An 18,352-nucleotide genomic window follows, 5' to 3' on the forward strand; every position below is an offset into this window, starting at 1 on the left:
GGTATTGTCCGGATGCGGCCGGATGGCCCCTCCTGAGGTGGGGGAATCGGGTCCGGTGACGGCCTTATCCTGGGAGCGGAGGCGTGGCGCTGGAATGGTCGCGCCTGCCGGCACGTTGACTATCGAAAAGAGAGGACGACAGCACACTGAAACCCGTTCCCGATGGGCCTGCGCCCGCGCCGGTGGTGCAGCGGCTTCGTGTCCGCTACGCCAAGCGCGGACGCCTGCGCTTCACCAGCCACCGTGACATCTCGCGGGCCGTCGAACGAGCGGTTCGCCGTGCAGGCATCCCGGTGGCCTACAGCGCGGGATTCACCCCACACCCCAAGATCTCCTACGCGGGCGCCGCTCCGACCGGCGTCGCGAGTGAGGCCGAATACCTCGAGATCGGCGTGACCAGGCCGTGCGAGCCCGAGCGGCTCCGCGCCGACCTGGATGTTTCGCTCCCGCCGGGTCTCGACGTGCTCGACGTCGTCGAGGCGAGGGCGGGCGCCCTGGCCGAGCGGCTCGAAGGGTCCATGTGGGAGTTGCGCCTGCCCGGGACGGACCTCGCCGCCGCCACCACGGCGGTGGAGAAGTTCCTCGCCGCCGACCTCGTGGAGGTCGAGCGCCTGACCAAGAAGGGGCTGCGTCGCTTCGACGCGCGCGCCGCGGTGCTCAGGATCGAGGTGCTGGAGGGTCCGGAGGGAACACAGAGAACAGCAGGTCAGACGCCGGGACGGTCATGTGTCATACTTCGCATGGGCGTACGGCACGACAACCCTGCCGTTCGACCCGACGACGTTCTTTCGGCTCTTCGTCAAGTGGCCGGCTTCGCGCCGCCGTCGCCCCCCGAGGTGACCAGGCTGGCGCAGGGGCCGCTGGATGAGAGAACCGGCGAACCCGCCGACCCGTTCGAGCTGGACCGCGATGTCACGCGCGGCGGCGTACCGGGCCCGGCGGACCGCGTTGTCGGCGACCTATAGGACTTTGGCGCCGGCGCCCCCTTGGGGCACCGGCGGACAACGGAGACGAGGGCTCCCGTGCGGCGCGGCGACGCGCCCGGGAGCTGACGGGAGAATGCCCGCATGCTCGACAACGAGCCGATCGCCGGGGCCGACAGCCCTGCGCGCGATACAACAGAACAGCCGACCACCACAACCACGACGACCGTCACGAAGGTCCGCCGCCGCGCGGCGAGCCGGCCCGCCGGGCCCCCTCCCGAGGAGGCCGAGCGGGCCGCCGGTCTGATCACCACCCCTGCCCCGGAGCCCTCCGCGGCCCCCGAGCCCCCTGCGGCCGAACAAGCAGCCGCATCCTCCGCGGCCGACGCCGTCGCTGTGTCCTCCGCGGCCGAGCCCGCCGCTGTGTCCTCCGCGGCCGAGCCCGCCGCTGAGCAGGCCGCCGCATCTTCCGCGGCCGAGGCCGCCCCCATCGAGCCCGCCGCCGAGCCCGCTGAGCCCGCCGCGCCCGCGCGCGCGAAGAGGGCGAGCAGGCGCAAGGCCGCCGCCGCCGAGGAGGGCGCGCCGGAGGGCGAGGCCGCGCCCGTCAAGAAGACCAGCAGGTCGCGCTCCACCGCCACGGCCACCGCGACCACCACCACCCGCCGCCGTACGAAGAAGGCCGAGACCGAGGACGCCCCCGCGCCCGCCGCGGAAGAGGCGCCGGTCAAGCGGCGCCGTACGCGTAAGAAGGCCGAGGAGGCCCCGGCGCCCGCCGAGACCGCGGAGCTGAACGGCACCGTGCCGGGCGTGGACGTGCCGCCCGCCACCTCCGAGGCGCTTGAGCACGCCGAGACCGAGGTGGCCGCGGCGCTGGGGTACGCGCTGCCCGAGGACGAGCCGCTGGACGACGAGCTCGCCGGTGAGGACCTGGTCGATGACCTCGCCGACGACCTCCGCGGCGATCTGCCCGGCCATCTCGACGAGGACTTCGACGTCGAGGACGACCTCGACACCGACGAAGACACCGAAGAGGACGCCGACGAGGACACCGAAGAGGACGAGGACGAGGAGTCCGGTGTCCGCGACGGTCTCGGGGTGCGCCGGCCGGGGCTGCTGTCCGACCCGTTCGGGCTGGCCGCGCAGGAGCAGATGCGGGCCGCGCCCGCGGTGAGCTTCCAGGCGCCCAGCGTGGTCTTCACGCCGCTGTTCCAGGCGCCCGACCCGCGGCTGGTCGAGCAGCTCCGCGAGCAGGCCGCCCGCGAGGAGGCGCTGCGCGAGCCGCTGGACGAGGGCGAGGAGATCGAGGACACCGAGGACGTCGAGACGGGCGCCGAGGAGGACGAGGGCGAGGGCGACTCCGACGAGGCCGGCGGCCGGCGCAGGCGGCGCAGGCGCGGCGGACGCGGCCGGGGCCGGGCCCGCGACCGCGAGGAGGCCGAGGAGTCCGCCGCCGAGGCCGAGGGCGGCGAGCCCGAGGCCGAGGAGGAGCCCGCGGAGAAGGCCGAGGCCGAGACGGCCGCCGAGGAGGAGGCCACCGGCTCGCGCCGCCGCCGCAGGCGGCGCAGGCGCGGCGTTGACGAGGGCGTCGAGCCCGCCGCCGACGACCCGCCGAACACGGTGGTGCGCATCCGGGCGCCGCGCGCCGGTCGCGCCGGCGCCGCCGCCGGCACGTCCGTGGACGAGGTGCAGAGCGTACGCGGCTCGACCCGGCTGGAGGCCAAGAAGCAGCGCCGCCGCGAGGGCCGCGAGCTGGGCCGCAGGCGCCCGCCGATCATCACCGAGTCGGAGTTCCTGGCCCGCCGCGAGTCCGTCGAGCGGGTCATGGTGGTGCGCAAGCAGGGCGGCCGGACCCAGATCGCGGTGCTGGAGGACGGCGTGCTCGTGGAGCACTACGTCGATCGCGAGGCCGGCCAGTCCTACGTGGGCAACGTCTACCTCGGCAAGGTGCAGAACGTGCTGCCCTCGATGGAGGCGGCGTTCGTGGACATCGGCAAGGGCCGCAACGCCGTCCTGTACGCCGGTGAGGTCAACTTCGACACCGCCGGCCTGGAGGGCCAGCCCAAGCGGATCGAGTCGGCGCTGAAGTCGGGCCAGTCGGTGCTGGTGCAGGTCACCAAGGACCCGATGGGGCACAAGGGCGCCCGGCTGACCAGCCAGGTGAGCCTCCCGGGGCGTTACCTGGTGTACGTGCCCGACGGGTCGATGACCGGCATCTCCCGCAAGCTGCCCGACAAGGAGCGCACCCGGCTCAAGAGCATCCTGAAGAAGGTCATGCCCGAGAACGCGGGCGTGATCGTGCGCACCGCGGCCGAGGGCGCCTCGGAGGAGGAGCTGGGCCGCGACGTGGCCCGCCTGTCGGCGCAGTGGGAGAACATCAAGCGCAAGGCCAAGTCGGCCAGCCCGCCTGAGCTGCTGTACTCCGAGCCCGACCTCACCATCCGCGTGGTCCGCGACGTGTTCAACGAGGACTTCTCCTCGCTGGTCGTGGCGGGCGACGAGATGTGGGACACCGTGGACGAGTACGTCAAGTACGTCGCCCCGCACCTCGCCGACCGGCTGACCCGCTGGGACGAGGACGGCGACGTGTTCGCGGCGTACCGGATCGACGAGCAGATCGCCAAGGCGCTGGAGCGCAAGGTGTGGCTGCCCAGCGGCGGCTCGCTGGTCATCGACCGCACCGAGGCGATGACCGTGGTGGACGTCAACACCGGCAAGTTCACCGGCCAGGGCGGCAACCTGGAGGAGACGGTCACCCGCAACAACCTGGAGGCGGCCGAGGAGATCGTCCGCCAGCTCCGGCTGCGCGACATCGGCGGCATCATCGTCATCGACTTCATCGACATGGTGCTGGAGAGCAACCGCGACCTGGTGTTGCGCAGGCTGCTGGAGTGCCTGGCGCGCGACCGCACCAAGCACCAGGTGGCCGAGGTGACCTCGCTGGGCCTGGTGCAGATGACCCGCAAGCGCGTCGGCCAGGGCCTGCTGGAGGCGTTCTCCACGCCGTGCGAGTGCTGCAACGGGCGCGGGCTGCACATCTCCAGCGAGCCCGTGGACGGCAAGCCGGAGCCGCGCGGCACCCAGGGCAAGATGGCCGTGGAGAAGGCGGTGGCGGAGAAGCTGTCCAAGAACGGGGACGGCTCCACCGTCGCCGCGGGCGAGGGCACTTCCGCGGTCGCCGCCGGCAACAGGGCCGGTCGTGATACCGTGACCGATGCGCTTGACGACGGTCTCGGGGATTCGCCCGACGGGCCCGGCCAAGCCACGCAGACCTCCGGCAGGGGGCGGCGACGCTCCCGCCGAGCCAAGTCGGCCGAATAGCGGCCGGCGCCCGACGTTCCGTCCGGTTCGACCTGGGCCGCCGAAATCCGGTACCCTAGTCAATCGGTGCGTCCGGTGACGTGCCCTGTTCGCGCGCCTACCCGGTTCGTCGGTTCATCAAAATGACGGTAGCCGGATGCGGGGCGCAGCATCCAGCGAGCAAGAAGTAACAGAAGGGTTCCGCGGTGTACGCGATCGTTCGTTGCGGCGGCAGGCAGCAGAAGGTCTCCGTCGGTGACGTCCTGGAGGTGGACAAGGTCGCCGGCGAGATCGGTTCCACGGTGTCGCTGCCGACGGTGCTCGTCGTCAACGAGGGCGACGTGACCACCGAGGCGGGCCGGTTCACGGTCTCGGCCGAGATTCTCGGCGAGACCAAGGGCCCCAAGATCAACATCCTGAAGTACAAGAACAAGACCGGGTACAAGAAGCGCCAGGGCCACCGCCAGCGGTACACCCAGGTGAAGATCACCGGTATCGACCAGGCCTGAGTTCGGGGAGTATCGAGATGGCACACAAGAAGGGCGCGTCGTCCACCCGGAACGGCCGCGACTCCAATGCCAAGCGCCTCGGCGTGAAGCGCTTCGGCGGCCAGCTTGTCAACGCCGGCGAGATCATCGTCCGCCAGCGCGGCACCCACTTCCACCCGGGCGACAACGTCGGCCGCGGTGGCGACGACACGCTGTTCGCGCTGGTCGCGGGCCACGTGCAGTTCGGTGTCAAGCGCGGCCGCCGCGCCGTGAGCATCGTCCCCGCCGCGGAGTAGATCCGCGCCGGCTGACGTTTACCTTCCAGGGGTGGATCGCCTTCCGCGATCCACCCCTGTTCGTTGCGCAACGCTACTCAGCGGGGAAAGGCAGATGGCGGAATTCGTGGACCAGGTCGTCCTGCACGTGAAAGCGGGGGACGGCGGGAACGGCTGCGCCTCCGTCCACCGGGAGAAGTTCAAGCCGCTCGGCGGCCCCGACGGTGGCAACGGGGGGCGCGGCGGCGATGTGATCCTTGAGGTGGACCCCAACACCGCCACACTGCTCGACTACCACCGCCGCCCGCACCGCAAGGCGGCCAACGGCAAGCAGGGCGAGGGCTCCAACCGCGACGGCGCCAACGGGGGCGACGTGGTGCTGCCGGTGCCCAACGGCACGGTGGTGAAGGACGCGCGCACCGGCGAGGTGCTGATCGACCTGATCGGCGCCGGCACCCGGTACGTCATCGCGCGCGGCGGCAACGGCGGCCTGGGCAACGCGGCGCTGGCCTCGGCCAAGCGCAAGGCGCCCGGGTTCGCGCTGCTCGGCGAGCCCGGCGACGCGCTCGACGTGATCCTGGAGCTGAAGACGGTCGCCGACGTGGCGCTGGTCGGCTTCCCCAACGCGGGCAAGTCCTCGCTGATCGCGGCGCTGTCGGCGGCCCGGCCCAAGATCGCCGACTACCCGTTCACCACGCTGGTGCCCAACCTGGGCGTGGTCACCGCGGGCGAGACCGTCTTCACCGTCGCCGACGTGCCCGGCCTCATCCCGGGCGCGTCCGAGGGCAAGGGGCTCGGCCACGAGTTCCTGCGGCACGTCGAGCGCTGCTCCACGCTGGTGCACGTGCTCGACTGCGCCACCATGGAGCCCGGCCGCGACCCGATCAGCGACTTCGAGGTGATCGAGGCCGAGCTGCACGCGTACGGGGCGCTGGAGGACCGGCCGCGGCTCGCGGTGCTGAACAAGGTGGACGTGCCCGAGGCGCGCGAGCTGGCCGAGCTGGTGCGCCCGATGCTCCAGGACCGCGGCCTGCGGGTGTTCACGATCTCCGCGGCCAGCCACGAGGGCCTGCGCGAGCTGTCCTTCGCCATGGCCGAGATGGTCGCCGCCGCCCGCGCCGCGAGGCCCGTGGAGGAGCCGACCCGGCTGGTGCTGCGGCCCAGGCAGCTCGGCGAGGCCGGGTTCAGCGTGCGCAAGGTGGGCGAGAACACCTTCCAGGTCACCGGCGAGAAGCCGGAACGCTGGATCAGGCAGACCGACTTCAGCAACGACGAGGCCGTCGGCTACCTCGCCGACCGCCTGGAGCGGCTGGGCGTGGAGGACGCGCTGAAGGAGGCCGGCGCCACGGCCGGGGCCGAGGTCGTGATCGGCCCGATGGAGGGCGGCTACGTCTTCGACTGGCAGCCCACGCTCAACGCCGAGGCCCGGGTCACGGGCCCGCGCGGCACCGACAGCAGGCTCGGGTGAGGCAGATGGAGGGCTCGTTGACCCTGAACGGCGGCGCCGAGCGCGCCCGCATCCGCACCGCGTCGCGGATCGTGGTGAAGGTGGGCTCGTCCTCGCTCACCACGCCCCAGGGCACGATCGACGTGGACCGGGTGGACGCCCTGGTGGACGTGCTGGCCGCGCGCCGCAACACGGGCACGCAGATCGTGCTGGTGTCCTCCGGCGCCATCGCGGCCGGGCTGGGCCCGCTCGGCCTGCCCGACCGGCCGCGCGACCTGGCCACCCAGCAGGCCGCCGCGTCGGTGGGCCAGGGCGTGCTGGTGGCCCGCTACACCTCCTCCTTCGCCAGGTACGGCCTGCGGGTCGGCCAGGTGCTGCTCACCGCCGACGACATGATGCGCCGCGCCCACCACCGCAACGCCCAGCGCACGCTGAGCCGGCTGCTCGAACTCGGCATCGTGCCGGTCGTCAACGAGAACGACACCGTGGCCACCGACGAGATCCGGTTCGGCGACAACGACCGGCTCGCCGCGCTGGTCGCGCACCTGATCTACGCCGACGCGCTGGTGCTGCTGTCGGACGTGGACGCCCTGTACGACGGTGACCCGCGGCGTCCCGGCGCGCGCCGGCTGGCCCACGTACGTGGGCCCGAGGACCTGGTCGGCGTGGAGCTGGGCCGCTCGGGCCGGGTCGGCACCGGCGGCATGGTGACCAAGGTGCAGGCGGCCAGGATCGCCACCGGCGCGGGAGTGCCGGTCGTGCTCACCGCCGCCGCGCACGCAGCGCAGGCCCTGGCCGGGCAGGACGTCGGCACCTACTTCCACCCCGACGGGCGCCACCCCGGCACCCGCCTGCTGTGGCTCGCCCACGCCACCACCGGGCGCGGCCGGCTGCACCTCGACCGGGGCGCGGTCGAAGCGGTGGTCGGGCGGCGCAAGTCGCTGCTGCCCGCCGGCGTGACCGGCGTCGAGGGCGAGTTCTCCGCCGGCGACCCCGTGGACCTGTGCGCGCCGCTGGGCCGGGTGGTCGCGCGCGGCCTGGTGAACTTCGACGCGGCGGAGATCCCCGAGCTGCTCGGCCGCTCCACCAAGGAGCTGGGCAGCTCGCTCGGCCCCGAGTACGAGCGCGAGCTGATCCACCGCGACGACATCGTCATACTGGAGCCCTACCAATAACCATCCGGGAGCCTGGCATGTCCGACCACGATGAGTTCCTGAAGGTCGCCACCGCGGCGAAGGAGGCCGCCGCCGAGCTGGCGCCCCTGCCGCGCGCGCCCAAGGACGCGGCGCTCCGCACGATCGCCGACGCGCTCGTCGCCCGCTCGGCCGAGATCGTCGCGGCCAACGCCGGCGACGTGGCCAGGGCCCGCGAGTCGGGCACCTCCGAGGCCATGATCGACCGGCTGACGCTGGACGAGGGCCGCATCGCGGCCATCGCCGACGCCGTGCGCAAGGTCGCCGACCTGCCCGACCCGGTGGGCGAGGTCGTGCGCGGCAGCACCCTGCCCAACGGGCTGGAGCTGCGCCAGATCCGGGTGCCGCTCGGCGTGGTCGGCATCATCTACGAGGGCCGGCCCAACGTCACCGTGGACGCCGCGGCGCTGTGCCTCAAGAGCGGCAACGCGGCCCTGCTGCGCGGCTCCTCCAGCGCGTACGCCTCCAACGTCGCGCTCGTCGGCGTCATGCAGGACGCCCTGGCCGACGCCGGCGTGCCCGCGGGGGCCGTGCAGCTCGTGCCCGGCCAGACCCGCGAGTCGGTCAAGCTGCTCATGCGGGCCCGCGGCCTGGTGGACGTGCTGATCCCGCGCGGCGGCGCCTCCCTGATCAAGTCGGTGGTGGAGGAGTCCACGGTGCCGGTGATCGAGACCGGCCTGGGCGTGTGCCACGTGTACGTCGACGCCGACGCCGACCTCGGCATGGCGGTGGACATCCTGCTCAACTCCAAGACCCAGCGGGTGTCGGTGTGCAACGCGGCCGAGACCCTGCTCGTGCACGCCGACGTGGCCGAGGCGTTCCTGCCGCTCGCGCTCAAGGCGCTGGCCGACGCCGGCGTGACCGTGCACGGCGACGAGCGCGTGGCGGCGTACGGCGCCCAGGTCGTGCCCGCGACCGAGGACGACTACTACGCCGAGTACCTGTCGCTGGACATCGCCGCCCGGGTCGTCGACTCGCTGGAGGACGCGGTGGCGCACATCCGCACCTACGGCTCCGGCCACACCGAGTCGATCGTCACCCGCTCCCAGCCGGCCGCGCGCCGCTTCGTCGCGCTGGTCGACTCGGCGGCGGTCGGGGTCAACGCCTCCACCCGGTTCACCGACGGCGGCGAGTTCGGCTTCGGGGCCGAGATCGGCATCTCCACCCAGAAGCTGCACGCGCGCGGCCCGATGGGCCTGCCCGAGCTGACCTCCACCAAGTGGGTGTTCACCGGCGAGGGACACCTGCGCGGAGTGTGACGCTAGGTAACTGTAGCGTGTCGTTCCGTGACGGCGGCGAGGTCGCTGGGTTTCACTGGACGGCATGGAGCTTGCCGTCTCGCTGGTGTTCGCCGCCGCGGTGCTGTTCGGGGCCGACCGGTTGCTGCTGTGGCTGGAACGCCGAGGACACATCACCTGGCGGCGCACGCGGCACACCCGCCCCGGCCTCGCCGAGGAGCCGGAGACCGGCCTGGAGACCCTGCTCGCGGCGGCGTCCGGACGCGCGGGAGGCCGCGAATGAGGCAGACCGCGTACGACGTCGCCGCGCTCGTCGCCAGGATCGTCCTCGGCGTCGTGCTGCTCGCGCACGGCCTGCAGAAGGCCACGGTGGGGATGGGCAGGACCATCGACGGCTTCGAGGAGATGGGCGTGCCGCTCCCGCCGGTGTCGGCCGCCTTCGCCATGATCGTCGAGATCGGCGCGGGAGTGCTGCTCATCCTGGGCCTGTTCACCCCGCTGGCCGGGGTGCTGGTGCTGGTGAACATGCTGGGCGCGTTCCTGTTCGTGCACCGCGAGGCCGGCGTCTTCGTGCGCGAGGGCGGCTGGGAGCTGGTCGCCATGATCGGCCTGCTGGGCCTGCTGCTCGCGGCCGGCGGCGCGGGCCGCTACAGCCTGGACCACGTGCTGTTCGGCCGCCGCGGCGGGTTCGGCTTCGGCCGCAGGCACTCCACCGCCCCGCACACCGTCGCACCCCCGCTCGACCTCCCGCGCCGCGACAACAGCGGCGGCTGACCGGCGCGCCGGGCCGTTTCCCGGCGCGCCGCCGGGAGAACGTCGTACGGTTCCACTAGGGTTGAGGCCCCTGTGGGTGCGCCGGCGTAGGAGGGAGTTTGGGCAAGCTCCGTCGAGTCGGCCCTTATACGCTCCTTGAGCGCCTCGGCCGAGGCGGGATGGGCGAGGTCTACCTCGCCGACAGCAAGCGCGGCGAGCGCGTCGCGCTCAAACTGCTGCGCGAACCGCTGCACGAGAGCGCCGACGCCCGATTACGGCTGGAACGCGAGGTGCGCGCGCTGCGCCGCGTCGAGAGCCCGTACGTCACCCGGGTGCTCGACGCCGACCTGACCGGCGACCGGCCGTACCTCGTGATGGAGCACATCGAGGGCGAGACCCTGCTGGAGCGGGTGCGCCGCAGCGGCCCGTTCGACCGCGCCGAGCTGGTGCACCTCGCCCAGGGCATCGCGGCCGGTTTGGCGATCATCCACGCCGCCGGGGTGGTGCACCGCGACCTCAAGCCCGGCAACGTGCTGCTCGGCCCCGAGGGGCCCATCCTGATCGACTTCGGCATCGCCCAGATGCTCGACGCGACCAGGCTGACCCTGACCGGCACGTTCCTCGGCACGCCCGGATACGCCGCGCCCGAGCTGTTCACCGACGAGCCGGTGGGCGAGCCGGCCGACATCCACGCCTGGGCGGCCACGGTGGCCTTCGCGGCGACCGGGCGGCCGACGTTCGGGCGGGGCACCGTCGAGGCGCAGATGTACGCGATCCTCAACGGCCACGCCGACCTGGCGGGCGTCCCGGCCGCGCTGCTGCCGCTGGTCAAGGCGGCGCTGAACCGCACCCCGGCCAAGCGGCCGACCGCGGCGGTGCTCAGCGACCGGCTCAGCCGGCTGGCCCGCGCCTCCTCCGGCCCGCTGCCCCTGGCGGCGCCGGTGGCGGCGGGCGTACCGGAGGCCGAGGCCGCGCCGCAGGCGGCACCGCCCCCGGACGGCAAGCAGGCCGCGGCCCGGACGGAGCCGCCGTCCGGGCCCGACACGGGACCGTCCACACCGGTCCCGGCGCGCGCGGGCACGCCCGGCACAACGCCGCCGGCGCGCACGGGCACGACGCCACAGGCGCGCACCGGCACAGCGCCGCCGGCGCGCACGGGCACGACGCCACAGGCGCGCACCGGCACAGCGCCGCCGGCGCGCACGGGCACGACGCCACAGGCGCGCACCGGCACGACGCCGGCGGCTCGTACCGGCGCGACACCGGGCAAGCCGGCGGCCGACGCGCCCGCGGCGGCGACCGCGACCGCCACGCGGCGGCGTGCGGGCGCCAGGGGCGGCACCGGGCCGCGTACGACGGGATCGCGAGCGACCGGAGCGCCGCCGGCGTCGGCGTCCGCGCGCGTCGCGGGCCGGGTTCAGGGCCGCAGGCGCGACGGCGGGGGCGGTGCCGTGCCGGGGAGCGCGGTGCTGGTGCTGCTCGCGCTGCTGGCGGTGCCGTGCGTGGTGGCCTCGGTGATCTGGCCGATCGCCGCGATCGGGGTCACGGCGGCCTGCGCCGTGCTGACCCGGACGGTGTGGCTGGGCCACTGGATGGTACGCAACCGCAGGTCGGCGCGCACCCGCGCACTGCTGCGGATCGTGGCCTTCCCGCTCACACTGGCCCTGGCGGCGCTCAGTGCGGCGGTCTGGCCCGGCCTGCCCGCCGGCGGGGGAGCCGCCCTGGCCTTGTGGGCCGCGGCGGGCGGCGACCTCGGTCCCGGGTGGTGGGAGAGGGCGATGCCCGTGACCGTCGCCGCCGTGGTCTTCGGCGTGCTGTGCGGGGGCATCGTGGGCCGCGAGATCGAGCGGATGAGCGCCCGGCTGCCCGCGCTGCGCAGGGAGCCCCTGCGCGCGCTGGCCGTGCTGGGCGGCTTCGTCGCCCTGTGCGTGGCCGCCGTGCGCGCCATCGCGCTGCTGCTGTGACGCCTGCTGGGCGCCCCAAGGTGCCGCGGTGACGCGGTGCCGTGGTGACGCGGTGCCGTGGTGACGCGGTGCCGCTGTGACGCGGTGCCGGGGACGCTCCCGGAGCCACCTGCGGCCGGAACCCCGGGAGAGACGTGCTCGTGTTCCCCTACGGCACCGCTCAGCCCGCGTCGCGGCGGGAGAAGCGGTTGAAGATGCGCTCGCCGGCGTGGACCGCGCCCTCGGCCACGTCGCGCAGCACCCCGATGAACGGGTCCTGCGACTGGGCCCAGGACTCGCGGTAGGAGCGGGCCGCGGCGCGCATCTCCTCGGTGATCTTGGCATTGGCGTCGTCGGCGCGGCGCGGGTAGTCGCCGCCGAGGATGGCCTCGTACTCGCCGCTCCTGCGCCACCGGTCCAGCTCGGCGACCCGCGCGACCGCGAACGGGTGGGTGGTGCCGAGCAGGTTGAGCACCTTCAGGAAGCCGTCGCGGACGTCGCCCGCGGTGTCGTACTCCCTCGCCTGGTCCAGGAACGCCTCGATGTTCATCTCGTGGAGCTGCGAGCCGCCGGCGAGCTTCATCAGCGCGCGCAGCGCCGCCTCGGGGTCCTGGCCGCAGAGCAGACCGCCACGGTCGGCGGACAGCTCGGACTTGCGGTACCACTCCTCCAGGCCGGCGACGATGGCCCGCAGGCCGATGTAACCCAGCGGGATCCAGGCCACGCGGGCGGCCAGCCGGGTCAGGATGTCGAGCATGGTGCGGTAGACCGCGTGGCCCGACAGGATGTGGGCGGTCTCGTGGCCGATGACGAAGCGCTGCTCCTCGTCGTTCATGAGGTTGAGCAGGCCGGTCGTGACGACGATGAACGGGTCGTCGAAGCCGATCGCCTTGGCGTTGACCGAGGGGTCCTGCTGCACGTAGATCTCGGGGACCCGGTGCAGGTCGAGGATGTAGGCGGCGTCGCGCCCCATGTCGTACAGGGCGCGGAACTGGGTCTCGCTGGTGCGCACGGCCGAGGCCAGGTAGATCAGGCGCAGGCGGCGCTCGCTGATCAGACCGGACATCTGCTTGAGCACCGTGTCGAACCCGCTCAGCGAACGCAGGGCGACCAGGGCGGACCGGTCGGCGGGATGTTCGTAGGCACGGGACGAGATGCCGGGCAGTTGTACGCGATTGCGATCCGGGGTGGTCGTCATGCCCGGCATGCTACGTCTGTGAGACCCGCGACGCGCGGTGCTTCGCCGGTGGGGTCGGGTCAAGCCGGGGGAAGGACGCCGCGTATGGTCCGTTTCATGAAGAATGCGCCGAACGGCCAGGGGAAGCGCCGCCTCGGGGTCATGGGCGGAACCTTCGACCCCATCCACCACGGCCACCTGGTCGCGGCGAGCGAGGTCGCCCACCACTTCGAACTGGACGAGGTCGTCTTCGTGCCCACCGGCCGGCCCTGGCAGAAGGCCGACAAGGCGGTGTCGGCGGCCGAGGACCGCTACCTGATGACCGTCATCGCCACGGCGTCCAACCCCCGCTTCTCGGTCAGCAGGGTGGACCTGGACCGCCCCGGCCCGACCTTCACCATCGACACGCTGCGCGACATCTCCGCCGTGTACGGCCCGGATCACGAGATCTTCTTCATCACCGGCGCCGACGCCCTGGCCCAGATTCTCTCCTGGCGTGACGTTGACGAGCTGTTCACCATCGCGCATTTCGTAGGCTGTACTCGACCAGGTCATGTCCTGCACGACCCGGGGCTCCCAGAGGGGAAGGTCAGCCTGATCGAGATACCGGCGCTGGCCATTTCGTCCTCCGAGTGCCGTCAGAGGGTGGCGTCCGGCGAACCGATCTGGTATCTCGTGCCGGACGGGATCGTGCAATACATCAATAAACGCGGGCTGTACCGGGAACCCTCTTAGGTGACGGCAGCCGACAACAGGAGGACCGACCCACATCGTGACCGCATCCGAAAGAGCCGTCCAGCTCATCCGGGTCGCCGCCGAGGCGGCGGCCGACAAGCTGGCCGATGACATCCTCGCCTATGACGTGAGCGACCAGCTCGTGATCACCGACGCGTTCCTGCTCTGCTCCGCCACCAACGACCGTCAGGTCCGTGCCATCGTGGACGAGATCGAGGAGCGCCTGCGCATCGAGCTCGACGCCAAGCCCGTACGCCGTGAGGGCGAGCGCGAGGGCCGCTGGGTGCTGCTCGACTACGTGGACATCGTGGTGCACGTCCAGCACGAGGAAGACCGCACCTTCTACGCCCTGGAGCGGCTGTGGAAGGACTGCCCGTCCATCGCGCTCCCCGAGAGCGTGCGGCAGCTCGCCGTGCAGCGCGCCCGCGGGGGCGTGCGGTGACGCCAGGCAGCACGATGACCGCTTCCCCCACGGCGGCCCGATGAGCCGCCGCGTCGTCTGCTGGCGCCACGGCCGTACGACGTGGAACGTCGAGCACCGTTTTCAAGGCCACACCGACATCCCTCTCGACGAGGTGGGGATCGCCCAGGCCCAGAGGGCCGCCTCCCTGCTGGCGGCGCTCCGCCCCTCCATGATCGTCTCCTCGGACCTGCGCCGGGCCGCCGACACCGCGGGCATGCTCGCCCGCATCACCGGCCTGCCCGTGACCACCGACAAGGACCTCCGCGAGCGCGGCGGCGGCGAGTGGGAGGGCCTGACCCGCGACCAGATCGCCGAGCGCTGGCCCCGCGAGTACGCCGCCTGGGAGGCCCCCGGCGGTGAGGACGTCTCCGACGTCGCCGACCGTGTGTCCGGCGCGATCCGCCGCTGGGCCGCCGAACTCGACCCCGACGGCCTCCTCGTGGTGGCCTCCCACGGCGCCGCCATCCGCCTGGGCATCGCCCGCACCCTCGGCCTGCCGGAGAACCTCTGGTCCGCCCTGGGCGGCCTCGGCAACTGCTCCTGGTCCATGCTCGAAGAGGGCCGCAAGGGCTGGCGCCTCCTGGAGCACAACGCCGGCACCCTCCCCGAACCCGTCTCCAGCGACGACACCCCCGAAGCCGCCGAAGACGCCCCCTGACCCGCCGATCGGAGACATGATCAGCGCCCCCCGTGCCACGTGACGATTCGCCGAACTCCGGCCGACCCGCTATGCTCCTACAGTCTCACCAGGGGCTATAGCGCAGTTGGTAGCGCGCCTCCATGGCATGGAGGAGGTCTGGGGTTCGAATCCCCATAGCTCCACCCTGACAGGGCGTCCGAGCGGCATCGCTCCGGCGCCCTTTGTCATGCCGGGGCCCCGAAAAAACGCGTTGCCGGTCGTGGGGGCGGGATGTCAGGCTGGGGGCACACCCGAGAGGAGGCCCGGCCATGCGACTGCGACTGCGACTTCGCCTTCGACTGTCCCCGCTGCGCGGTGGCCGTGGCCTGATCTGAGCGATTCCCCGCTCGGGGCCGCGGCCGGACGCCGGCGTCGTCACGCGGCCCTGTCCCAACAGGTAGAGGACCTGTCCTCAGATGGCAGGAGTTCCGGGTTCGAATCCCGGGGGCCGCACGAGAGGCACACGCTCTCCCGCCCCCGTCGCCCAACGGCAGAGGCACCGGTCTGAGGGGCCGGACGGTACGGGTTCGAATCCCGTCGGGGGCACGATCGCTCGCGGGCGGGGCCGTGCGAGCATGGGGGGATGACTGATCATGTACTGGGCCCCGACGAGCTGCTGACCACCACGCGCAGTGTCCGAAAGCGGCTCGATCTGACGCGGCCCGTGCCGCTGGAGCTCGTACGCGAGTGCCTGGAGATCGCGTTGCAGGCCCCGAGCGGGAGCAACCGGCAGGGGTGGCACTGGATCGTGGTGACCGACGCCGAGATCCGCGCCCGGATCGGCGAGTACTACCGGCGCTCGTTCGAGGCGTACCAGCGGTCCCGGCCTCCGGCGGAGGAGCTGTACCCGGGGGACCGGGATCGGATCGAGGTGCAGCACCGGGTGTCGGAGAGCGCGGCGTACCTGGGGGAGCGGATGGGGCAGGTGCCGGTGCTGGTGCTGCCCTGCCTGCGGGTGCCGGGGGGCGAGCTGCCGGAGGGCAACCAGGCCGGGCTGTGGGGGTCGCTGCTGCCGGCGGCGTGGAGCTACATGCTGGCCGCGCGGGCCCGCGGGCTGGGCACGGCGTGGACGTCGCTGCATCTGGTGTACGAGCGGGAGGTGGCCGAGCTGCTCGGCCTGCCGCAGGACGTACGGCAGGGCGCGCTCATCCCCACGGCCTACTACACCGGCGACACGTTCCGGCCCGCGCATCGGGCGCCGCTCGCCGAGGTTCTGCACCTCGACACCTGGTAGAGGGAGACCAGGGAGTTTTTGGGGGAATCAGAGAGGGGCAGGGGGGACAAGGTAGGGCATATGTCCTAGTTTGGGGTTAACCATCGTTATCGGGGGGTCACGATGGCCGGAAACCTCACGCGGCGGCTGATCGCGGAGTTCATCGGGACGATGCTGCTCGTCCTGTTCGGAGCCGGGGCGGTCGTGGCCGCTCTGGTGATGGGCGACGGCGAGATCGACTACGCCGGTCTCGGCGTCATCTCGCTGTCGTTCGCCATCGTCGTCGCGGTCGTGATCTACGCCTTCGGCACCACGTCGGGCGCGCACATCAACCCGGCGGTCACCATCGCCCTGGCGGTGAGCCGGCGGTTCCCGTGGTCCGAGACGCCGCTGTACATCCTGGCCCAGCTCGCCGGCGCGGTGGCCGGGGGCCTGTTCATCGTGGCCGGGTACGGCCGGCGGGCGGTGGAGCTCGGCGGCGTCGGGCTGACCACGCTCGGGGGCCGCGTGAACTACGGGCAGGGCATCCTGCTCGAAGCCCTGGGCACGTTCCTGCTACTGATCACGGTCATGGCGCTGGCGGTGGACCGCCGGGCGCAGCCGGGCTGGGCCGGGCTGGTGATCGGGCTCGCCGTGGCCTGCGAGATCTTCCTGATCGGGCCGCTCACCAACGGCTCGATCAACCCGGCCAGGACCTTCGGGCCGTACGTGGTCAACAGCCTGTTCGGCGGGAACACGCCGTGGCTGGAGATCGGAGTCTACATCGCCGGGCCGCTCATCGGCGCCGTGCTGGGCGTGGTCGTGTACGACTACGTCGCCCGCCCGGTGCGCGAGGTGCCCGAGGCGGCGGAGCAGGGCGCCGCGGGCGAGGTCACCGGCCGGCGCGAGCCCGAGGGCGAGCCGGCCGCGGCCCGCGATCGTGAGGAAGAACGCCGCCGGGCCGGGGAGGTGCCCGGAGCCCGCACACCGCACGACGACCGGATCGACGAGCGCGTCGGGGGACACCGGCGCAGGCGTCCCGGCCACTGGGGGAGGTGATCGGCGCGACTGCGTGATCCGGCCATCAACCGCCTTCATGGAAGGAAGGGCATGGACATGCCTGAGAACAGGGGTGTCGTATACGAGGGACCCGGCAAGGTCGAGGTGCGCGAGACCGCGTATCCGGACTACGAGCTCAAGGACGGCCCTGGGGTGAACCCGGCGAACGTCGGGCGCAAGCTGCCGCACGCGGCGATCCTGAAGGCGGTCGCCACCAACATCTGCGGCAGCGACCAGCACATGGTCCGCGGGCGCACCACCGCCCCGCAGGGGCTGGTGCTCGGTCACGAGATCACCGGCGAGGTCGTGGACACCGGGCCCGACGTGGAGTACATCAAGACCGGCGACCTGGTTTCGGTGCCGTTCAACATCGCCTGCGGCCGGTGCCGGAACTGCAAGGAGGGCAAGACCGGCGTCTGCGAGAACGTCAACCCGGACCGGCCGGGGTCGGCGTACGGGTACGTCGACATGGGCGGCTGGATCGGCGGCCAGGCCGACTACGTCCTGGTGCCCTACGCCGACTGGAACCTGCTGAAGTTCCCGGACAAGGACAAGGCCATGGAGAAGATCCTGGACCTTGCCATGCTCGCGGACATCTTCCCGACGGGATACCACGGCTGCGTCAGCGCGGGGGTCAAGCCGGGCGCGACGGTCTACATCGCGGGCGCGGGCCCGGTCGGGCTCGCCGCCGCGTGCTCGGCGTTCCTGCTGGGGGCCGCCGTCGTCATCGTCGGCGACCTGAACAAGGAGCGCCTGGACCAGGCGCACAGCTTCGGCTGCGAGACGGTCAACGTGGCCCTGGGCGAGCCGAAGGACCAGATCGAGCAGATCCTCGGCGAGCCCGAGGTGGACTGCGCGGTGGACGCCGTCGGCTTCGAGGCGCGCGGCCACGGCCGTGAGTCGGAGGTGGAGCGTCCGGCGACCGTGCTCAACACGCTCATGGACGTCACCCGGGCGGGCGGCGCCCTGGGCATCCCGGGGCTGTACGTGACCGGCGACCCGGGCGCGGAGGACGAGGCGGCCAAGCACGGCTCGCTGTCGATCCGGATCGGCCTGGGCTGGGCGAAGTCGCACAGCTTCGTCACCGGACAGTGCCCGGTCATGCGCTACAACCGCCAGCTCATGATGGCGATCCTGCACGACCGGGTGCAGATCGCCAAGGCGGTCAACGCCACGCCGATCCCGTTGGACGAGGCGCCGCGGGGCTACCACGAGTTCGACGAGGGGGCCGCGCGCAAGTACGTGCTCGACCCGCACGGCATGCTCGGCACGGCGGCCTGACGGGCCCGCCGGCGATCCGGCCGAGCGGCTGACGGTCCCGCCAAGGGGCCCGATCGCTTCGCGGGCGGCACGATCCGCCGCCCGCGAAGCTCCGATGATCGTCACTGTATGTGAGATGGCGGCGATTACGGTTACGAACCGTGTGCTGACAATCTGTCAGACGGCCATTCGCGATGTTTCTTCGCATCTGTAGCTTGAAGTACCTCTGG

General features: G+C 72.4%; 17 protein-coding genes and 3 tRNA genes. 19 read left to right on the forward strand and 1 reads right to left on the reverse strand.

The features are described from left to right. Positions 1–182: 182 nt before the first annotated feature. The 10 genes from HNP84_RS23285 (at position 183) to HNP84_RS23330 (ending at position 11,578) form a co-directional block, all read left to right on the forward strand. Positions 183–965 carry a TIGR03936 family radical SAM-associated protein gene (locus HNP84_RS23285; RefSeq protein ID WP_185051993.1) on the forward strand — a complete coding sequence of 261 codons (783 nt, stop codon included), beginning with the start codon at positions 183–185 and terminating at the stop codon, positions 963–965. Between the two features lie 102 nt (positions 966–1,067). Continuing rightward, positions 1,068–4,241 (forward strand): Rne/Rng family ribonuclease, encoded by a 3,174-nt coding sequence (locus HNP84_RS23290; protein ID WP_185051994.1) that lies wholly within the window; start codon positions 1,068–1,070, stop codon positions 4,239–4,241. A 185-nt stretch (positions 4,242–4,426) separates the two neighbouring features. Next, the gene (rplU, locus tag HNP84_RS23295) at positions 4,427–4,729 is read left to right on the forward strand and encodes a 50S ribosomal protein L21 (RefSeq protein ID WP_185051996.1); all 303 of its coding nucleotides are present in this window, start codon (positions 4,427–4,429) and stop codon (positions 4,727–4,729) included. 17 nt (positions 4,730–4,746) lie between these two features. Next, on the forward strand, positions 4,747–5,004 hold the full coding sequence (gene rpmA / locus HNP84_RS23300; RefSeq protein ID WP_185051998.1) for a 50S ribosomal protein L27: 258 nt from the start codon (positions 4,747–4,749) through the stop codon (positions 5,002–5,004). 94 nt (positions 5,005–5,098) lie between these two features. Then, entirely contained in the window at positions 5,099–6,451 is a 1,353-nt protein-coding gene (obgE, locus tag HNP84_RS23305; protein ID WP_185052000.1) for a GTPase ObgE, read from the forward strand. Between the two features lie 17 nt (positions 6,452–6,468). Beyond that, a complete protein-coding gene (proB, locus tag HNP84_RS23310) occupies positions 6,469–7,605 on the forward strand; it encodes a glutamate 5-kinase (RefSeq protein WP_246518543.1) in 1,137 nt (378 codons plus the stop codon). Between the two features lie 17 nt (positions 7,606–7,622). Further along, a complete protein-coding gene (locus HNP84_RS23315) occupies positions 7,623–8,882 on the forward strand; it encodes a glutamate-5-semialdehyde dehydrogenase (RefSeq protein ID WP_185052002.1) in 1,260 nt (419 codons plus the stop codon). A gap of 64 nt (positions 8,883–8,946) precedes the next feature. Then, positions 8,947–9,144: a hypothetical protein gene (locus tag HNP84_RS23320; protein ID WP_185052004.1), complete on the forward strand. Its 198-nt coding sequence runs from the start codon at positions 8,947–8,949 to the stop codon at positions 9,142–9,144. Further along, the gene (locus tag HNP84_RS23325; RefSeq protein WP_185052006.1) at positions 9,141–9,635 is read left to right on the forward strand and encodes a DoxX family protein; all 495 of its coding nucleotides are present in this window, start codon (positions 9,141–9,143) and stop codon (positions 9,633–9,635) included. Before HNP84_RS23320 ends, HNP84_RS23325 begins: the two co-directional genes overlap by 4 nt. Positions 9,636–9,793: 158 nt before the next feature. After that, positions 9,794–11,578 (forward strand): serine/threonine-protein kinase, encoded by a 1,785-nt coding sequence (locus HNP84_RS23330; protein ID WP_246518544.1) that lies wholly within the window; start codon positions 9,794–9,796, stop codon positions 11,576–11,578. A gap of 160 nt (positions 11,579–11,738) precedes the next feature. Here HNP84_RS23330 and HNP84_RS23335 read toward each other — a convergent pair whose 3' ends face one another. Further along, a complete protein-coding gene (locus HNP84_RS23335; protein WP_185052009.1) occupies positions 11,739–12,764 on the reverse strand; it encodes a M48 family metallopeptidase in 1,026 nt (341 codons plus the stop codon). 87 nt (positions 12,765–12,851) lie between these two features. On the opposite strand from HNP84_RS23335, the gene nadD reads away from it, so the two are divergent. From nadD to fdhA, 9 genes are all read left to right on the forward strand, one after another. Beyond that, entirely contained in the window at positions 12,852–13,469 is a 618-nt protein-coding gene (gene nadD, locus HNP84_RS23340; protein ID WP_185052011.1) for a nicotinate-nucleotide adenylyltransferase, read from the forward strand. Between the two features lie 37 nt (positions 13,470–13,506). Next, positions 13,507–13,911, forward strand: coding sequence for a ribosome silencing factor (rsfS, locus tag HNP84_RS23345; protein WP_185052012.1), 405 nt, complete (start codon positions 13,507–13,509; stop codon positions 13,909–13,911). A gap of 40 nt (positions 13,912–13,951) precedes the next feature. Continuing rightward, positions 13,952–14,590, forward strand: a complete 639-nt coding sequence (locus HNP84_RS23350; protein ID WP_185052014.1) for a histidine phosphatase family protein — start codon at positions 13,952–13,954, stop codon at positions 14,588–14,590. Between the two features lie 91 nt (positions 14,591–14,681). After that, positions 14,682–14,754 (forward strand) — tRNA-Ala (locus tag HNP84_RS23355). A 236-nt stretch (positions 14,755–14,990) separates the two neighbouring features. Further along, a tRNA-Leu gene (locus tag HNP84_RS23360) sits at positions 14,991–15,064 on the forward strand. A gap of 20 nt (positions 15,065–15,084) precedes the next feature. Continuing rightward, positions 15,085–15,157: transfer RNA gene (locus tag HNP84_RS23365), tRNA-Leu, on the forward strand. 37 nt (positions 15,158–15,194) lie between these two features. Beyond that, positions 15,195–15,845 carry a nitroreductase family protein gene (locus tag HNP84_RS23370; RefSeq protein ID WP_185052016.1) on the forward strand — a complete coding sequence of 217 codons (651 nt, stop codon included), beginning with the start codon at positions 15,195–15,197 and terminating at the stop codon, positions 15,843–15,845. Positions 15,846–15,947: 102 nt separating this feature from the next. Then, positions 15,948–16,862 carry an MIP/aquaporin family protein gene (locus tag HNP84_RS23375; protein ID WP_185052017.1) on the forward strand — a complete coding sequence of 305 codons (915 nt, stop codon included), beginning with the start codon at positions 15,948–15,950 and terminating at the stop codon, positions 16,860–16,862. A 57-nt stretch (positions 16,863–16,919) separates the two neighbouring features. Then, on the forward strand, positions 16,920–18,143 hold the full coding sequence (gene fdhA, locus HNP84_RS23380; protein WP_185052019.1) for a formaldehyde dehydrogenase, glutathione-independent: 1,224 nt from the start codon (positions 16,920–16,922) through the stop codon (positions 18,141–18,143). Positions 18,144–18,352 lie beyond the last annotated feature (209 nt).

Origin of the sequence: Thermocatellispora tengchongensis, from assembly GCF_014202315.1 — a bacterium.
Classification (GTDB): domain Bacteria; phylum Actinomycetota; class Actinomycetes; order Streptosporangiales; family Streptosporangiaceae; genus Thermocatellispora; species Thermocatellispora tengchongensis.

Coding starts and splice junctions, on each gene's coding strand:
- nadD (WP_185052011.1), top strand. CDS start 12,852: ATGAAGAATGCGCCGAACGGCCAGGGGAAGCGCCGCCTCGGGGTCATG.
- HNP84_RS23290 (WP_185051994.1), top strand. CDS start 1,068: ATGCTCGACAACGAGCCGATCGCCGGGGCCGACAGCCCTGCGCGCGAT.
- HNP84_RS23330 (WP_246518544.1), top strand. CDS start 9,794: ATGGGCGAGGTCTACCTCGCCGACAGCAAGCGCGGCGAGCGCGTCGCG.
- HNP84_RS23320 (WP_185052004.1), top strand. CDS start 8,947: ATGGAGCTTGCCGTCTCGCTGGTGTTCGCCGCCGCGGTGCTGTTCGGG.
- fdhA (WP_185052019.1), top strand. CDS start 16,920: ATGCCTGAGAACAGGGGTGTCGTATACGAGGGACCCGGCAAGGTCGAG.
- rpmA (WP_185051998.1), top strand. CDS start 4,747: ATGGCACACAAGAAGGGCGCGTCGTCCACCCGGAACGGCCGCGACTCC.
- HNP84_RS23335 (WP_185052009.1), bottom strand. CDS start 12,764: ATGCCGGGCATGACGACCACCCCGGATCGCAATCGCGTACAACTGCCC.
- obgE (WP_185052000.1), top strand. CDS start 5,099: ATGGCGGAATTCGTGGACCAGGTCGTCCTGCACGTGAAAGCGGGGGAC.
- HNP84_RS23370 (WP_185052016.1), top strand. CDS start 15,195: ATGACTGATCATGTACTGGGCCCCGACGAGCTGCTGACCACCACGCGC.
- HNP84_RS23315 (WP_185052002.1), top strand. CDS start 7,623: ATGTCCGACCACGATGAGTTCCTGAAGGTCGCCACCGCGGCGAAGGAG.
- HNP84_RS23375 (WP_185052017.1), top strand. CDS start 15,948: ATGGCCGGAAACCTCACGCGGCGGCTGATCGCGGAGTTCATCGGGACG.
- HNP84_RS23350 (WP_185052014.1), top strand. CDS start 13,952: ATGAGCCGCCGCGTCGTCTGCTGGCGCCACGGCCGTACGACGTGGAAC.
- HNP84_RS23325 (WP_185052006.1), top strand. CDS start 9,141: ATGAGGCAGACCGCGTACGACGTCGCCGCGCTCGTCGCCAGGATCGTC.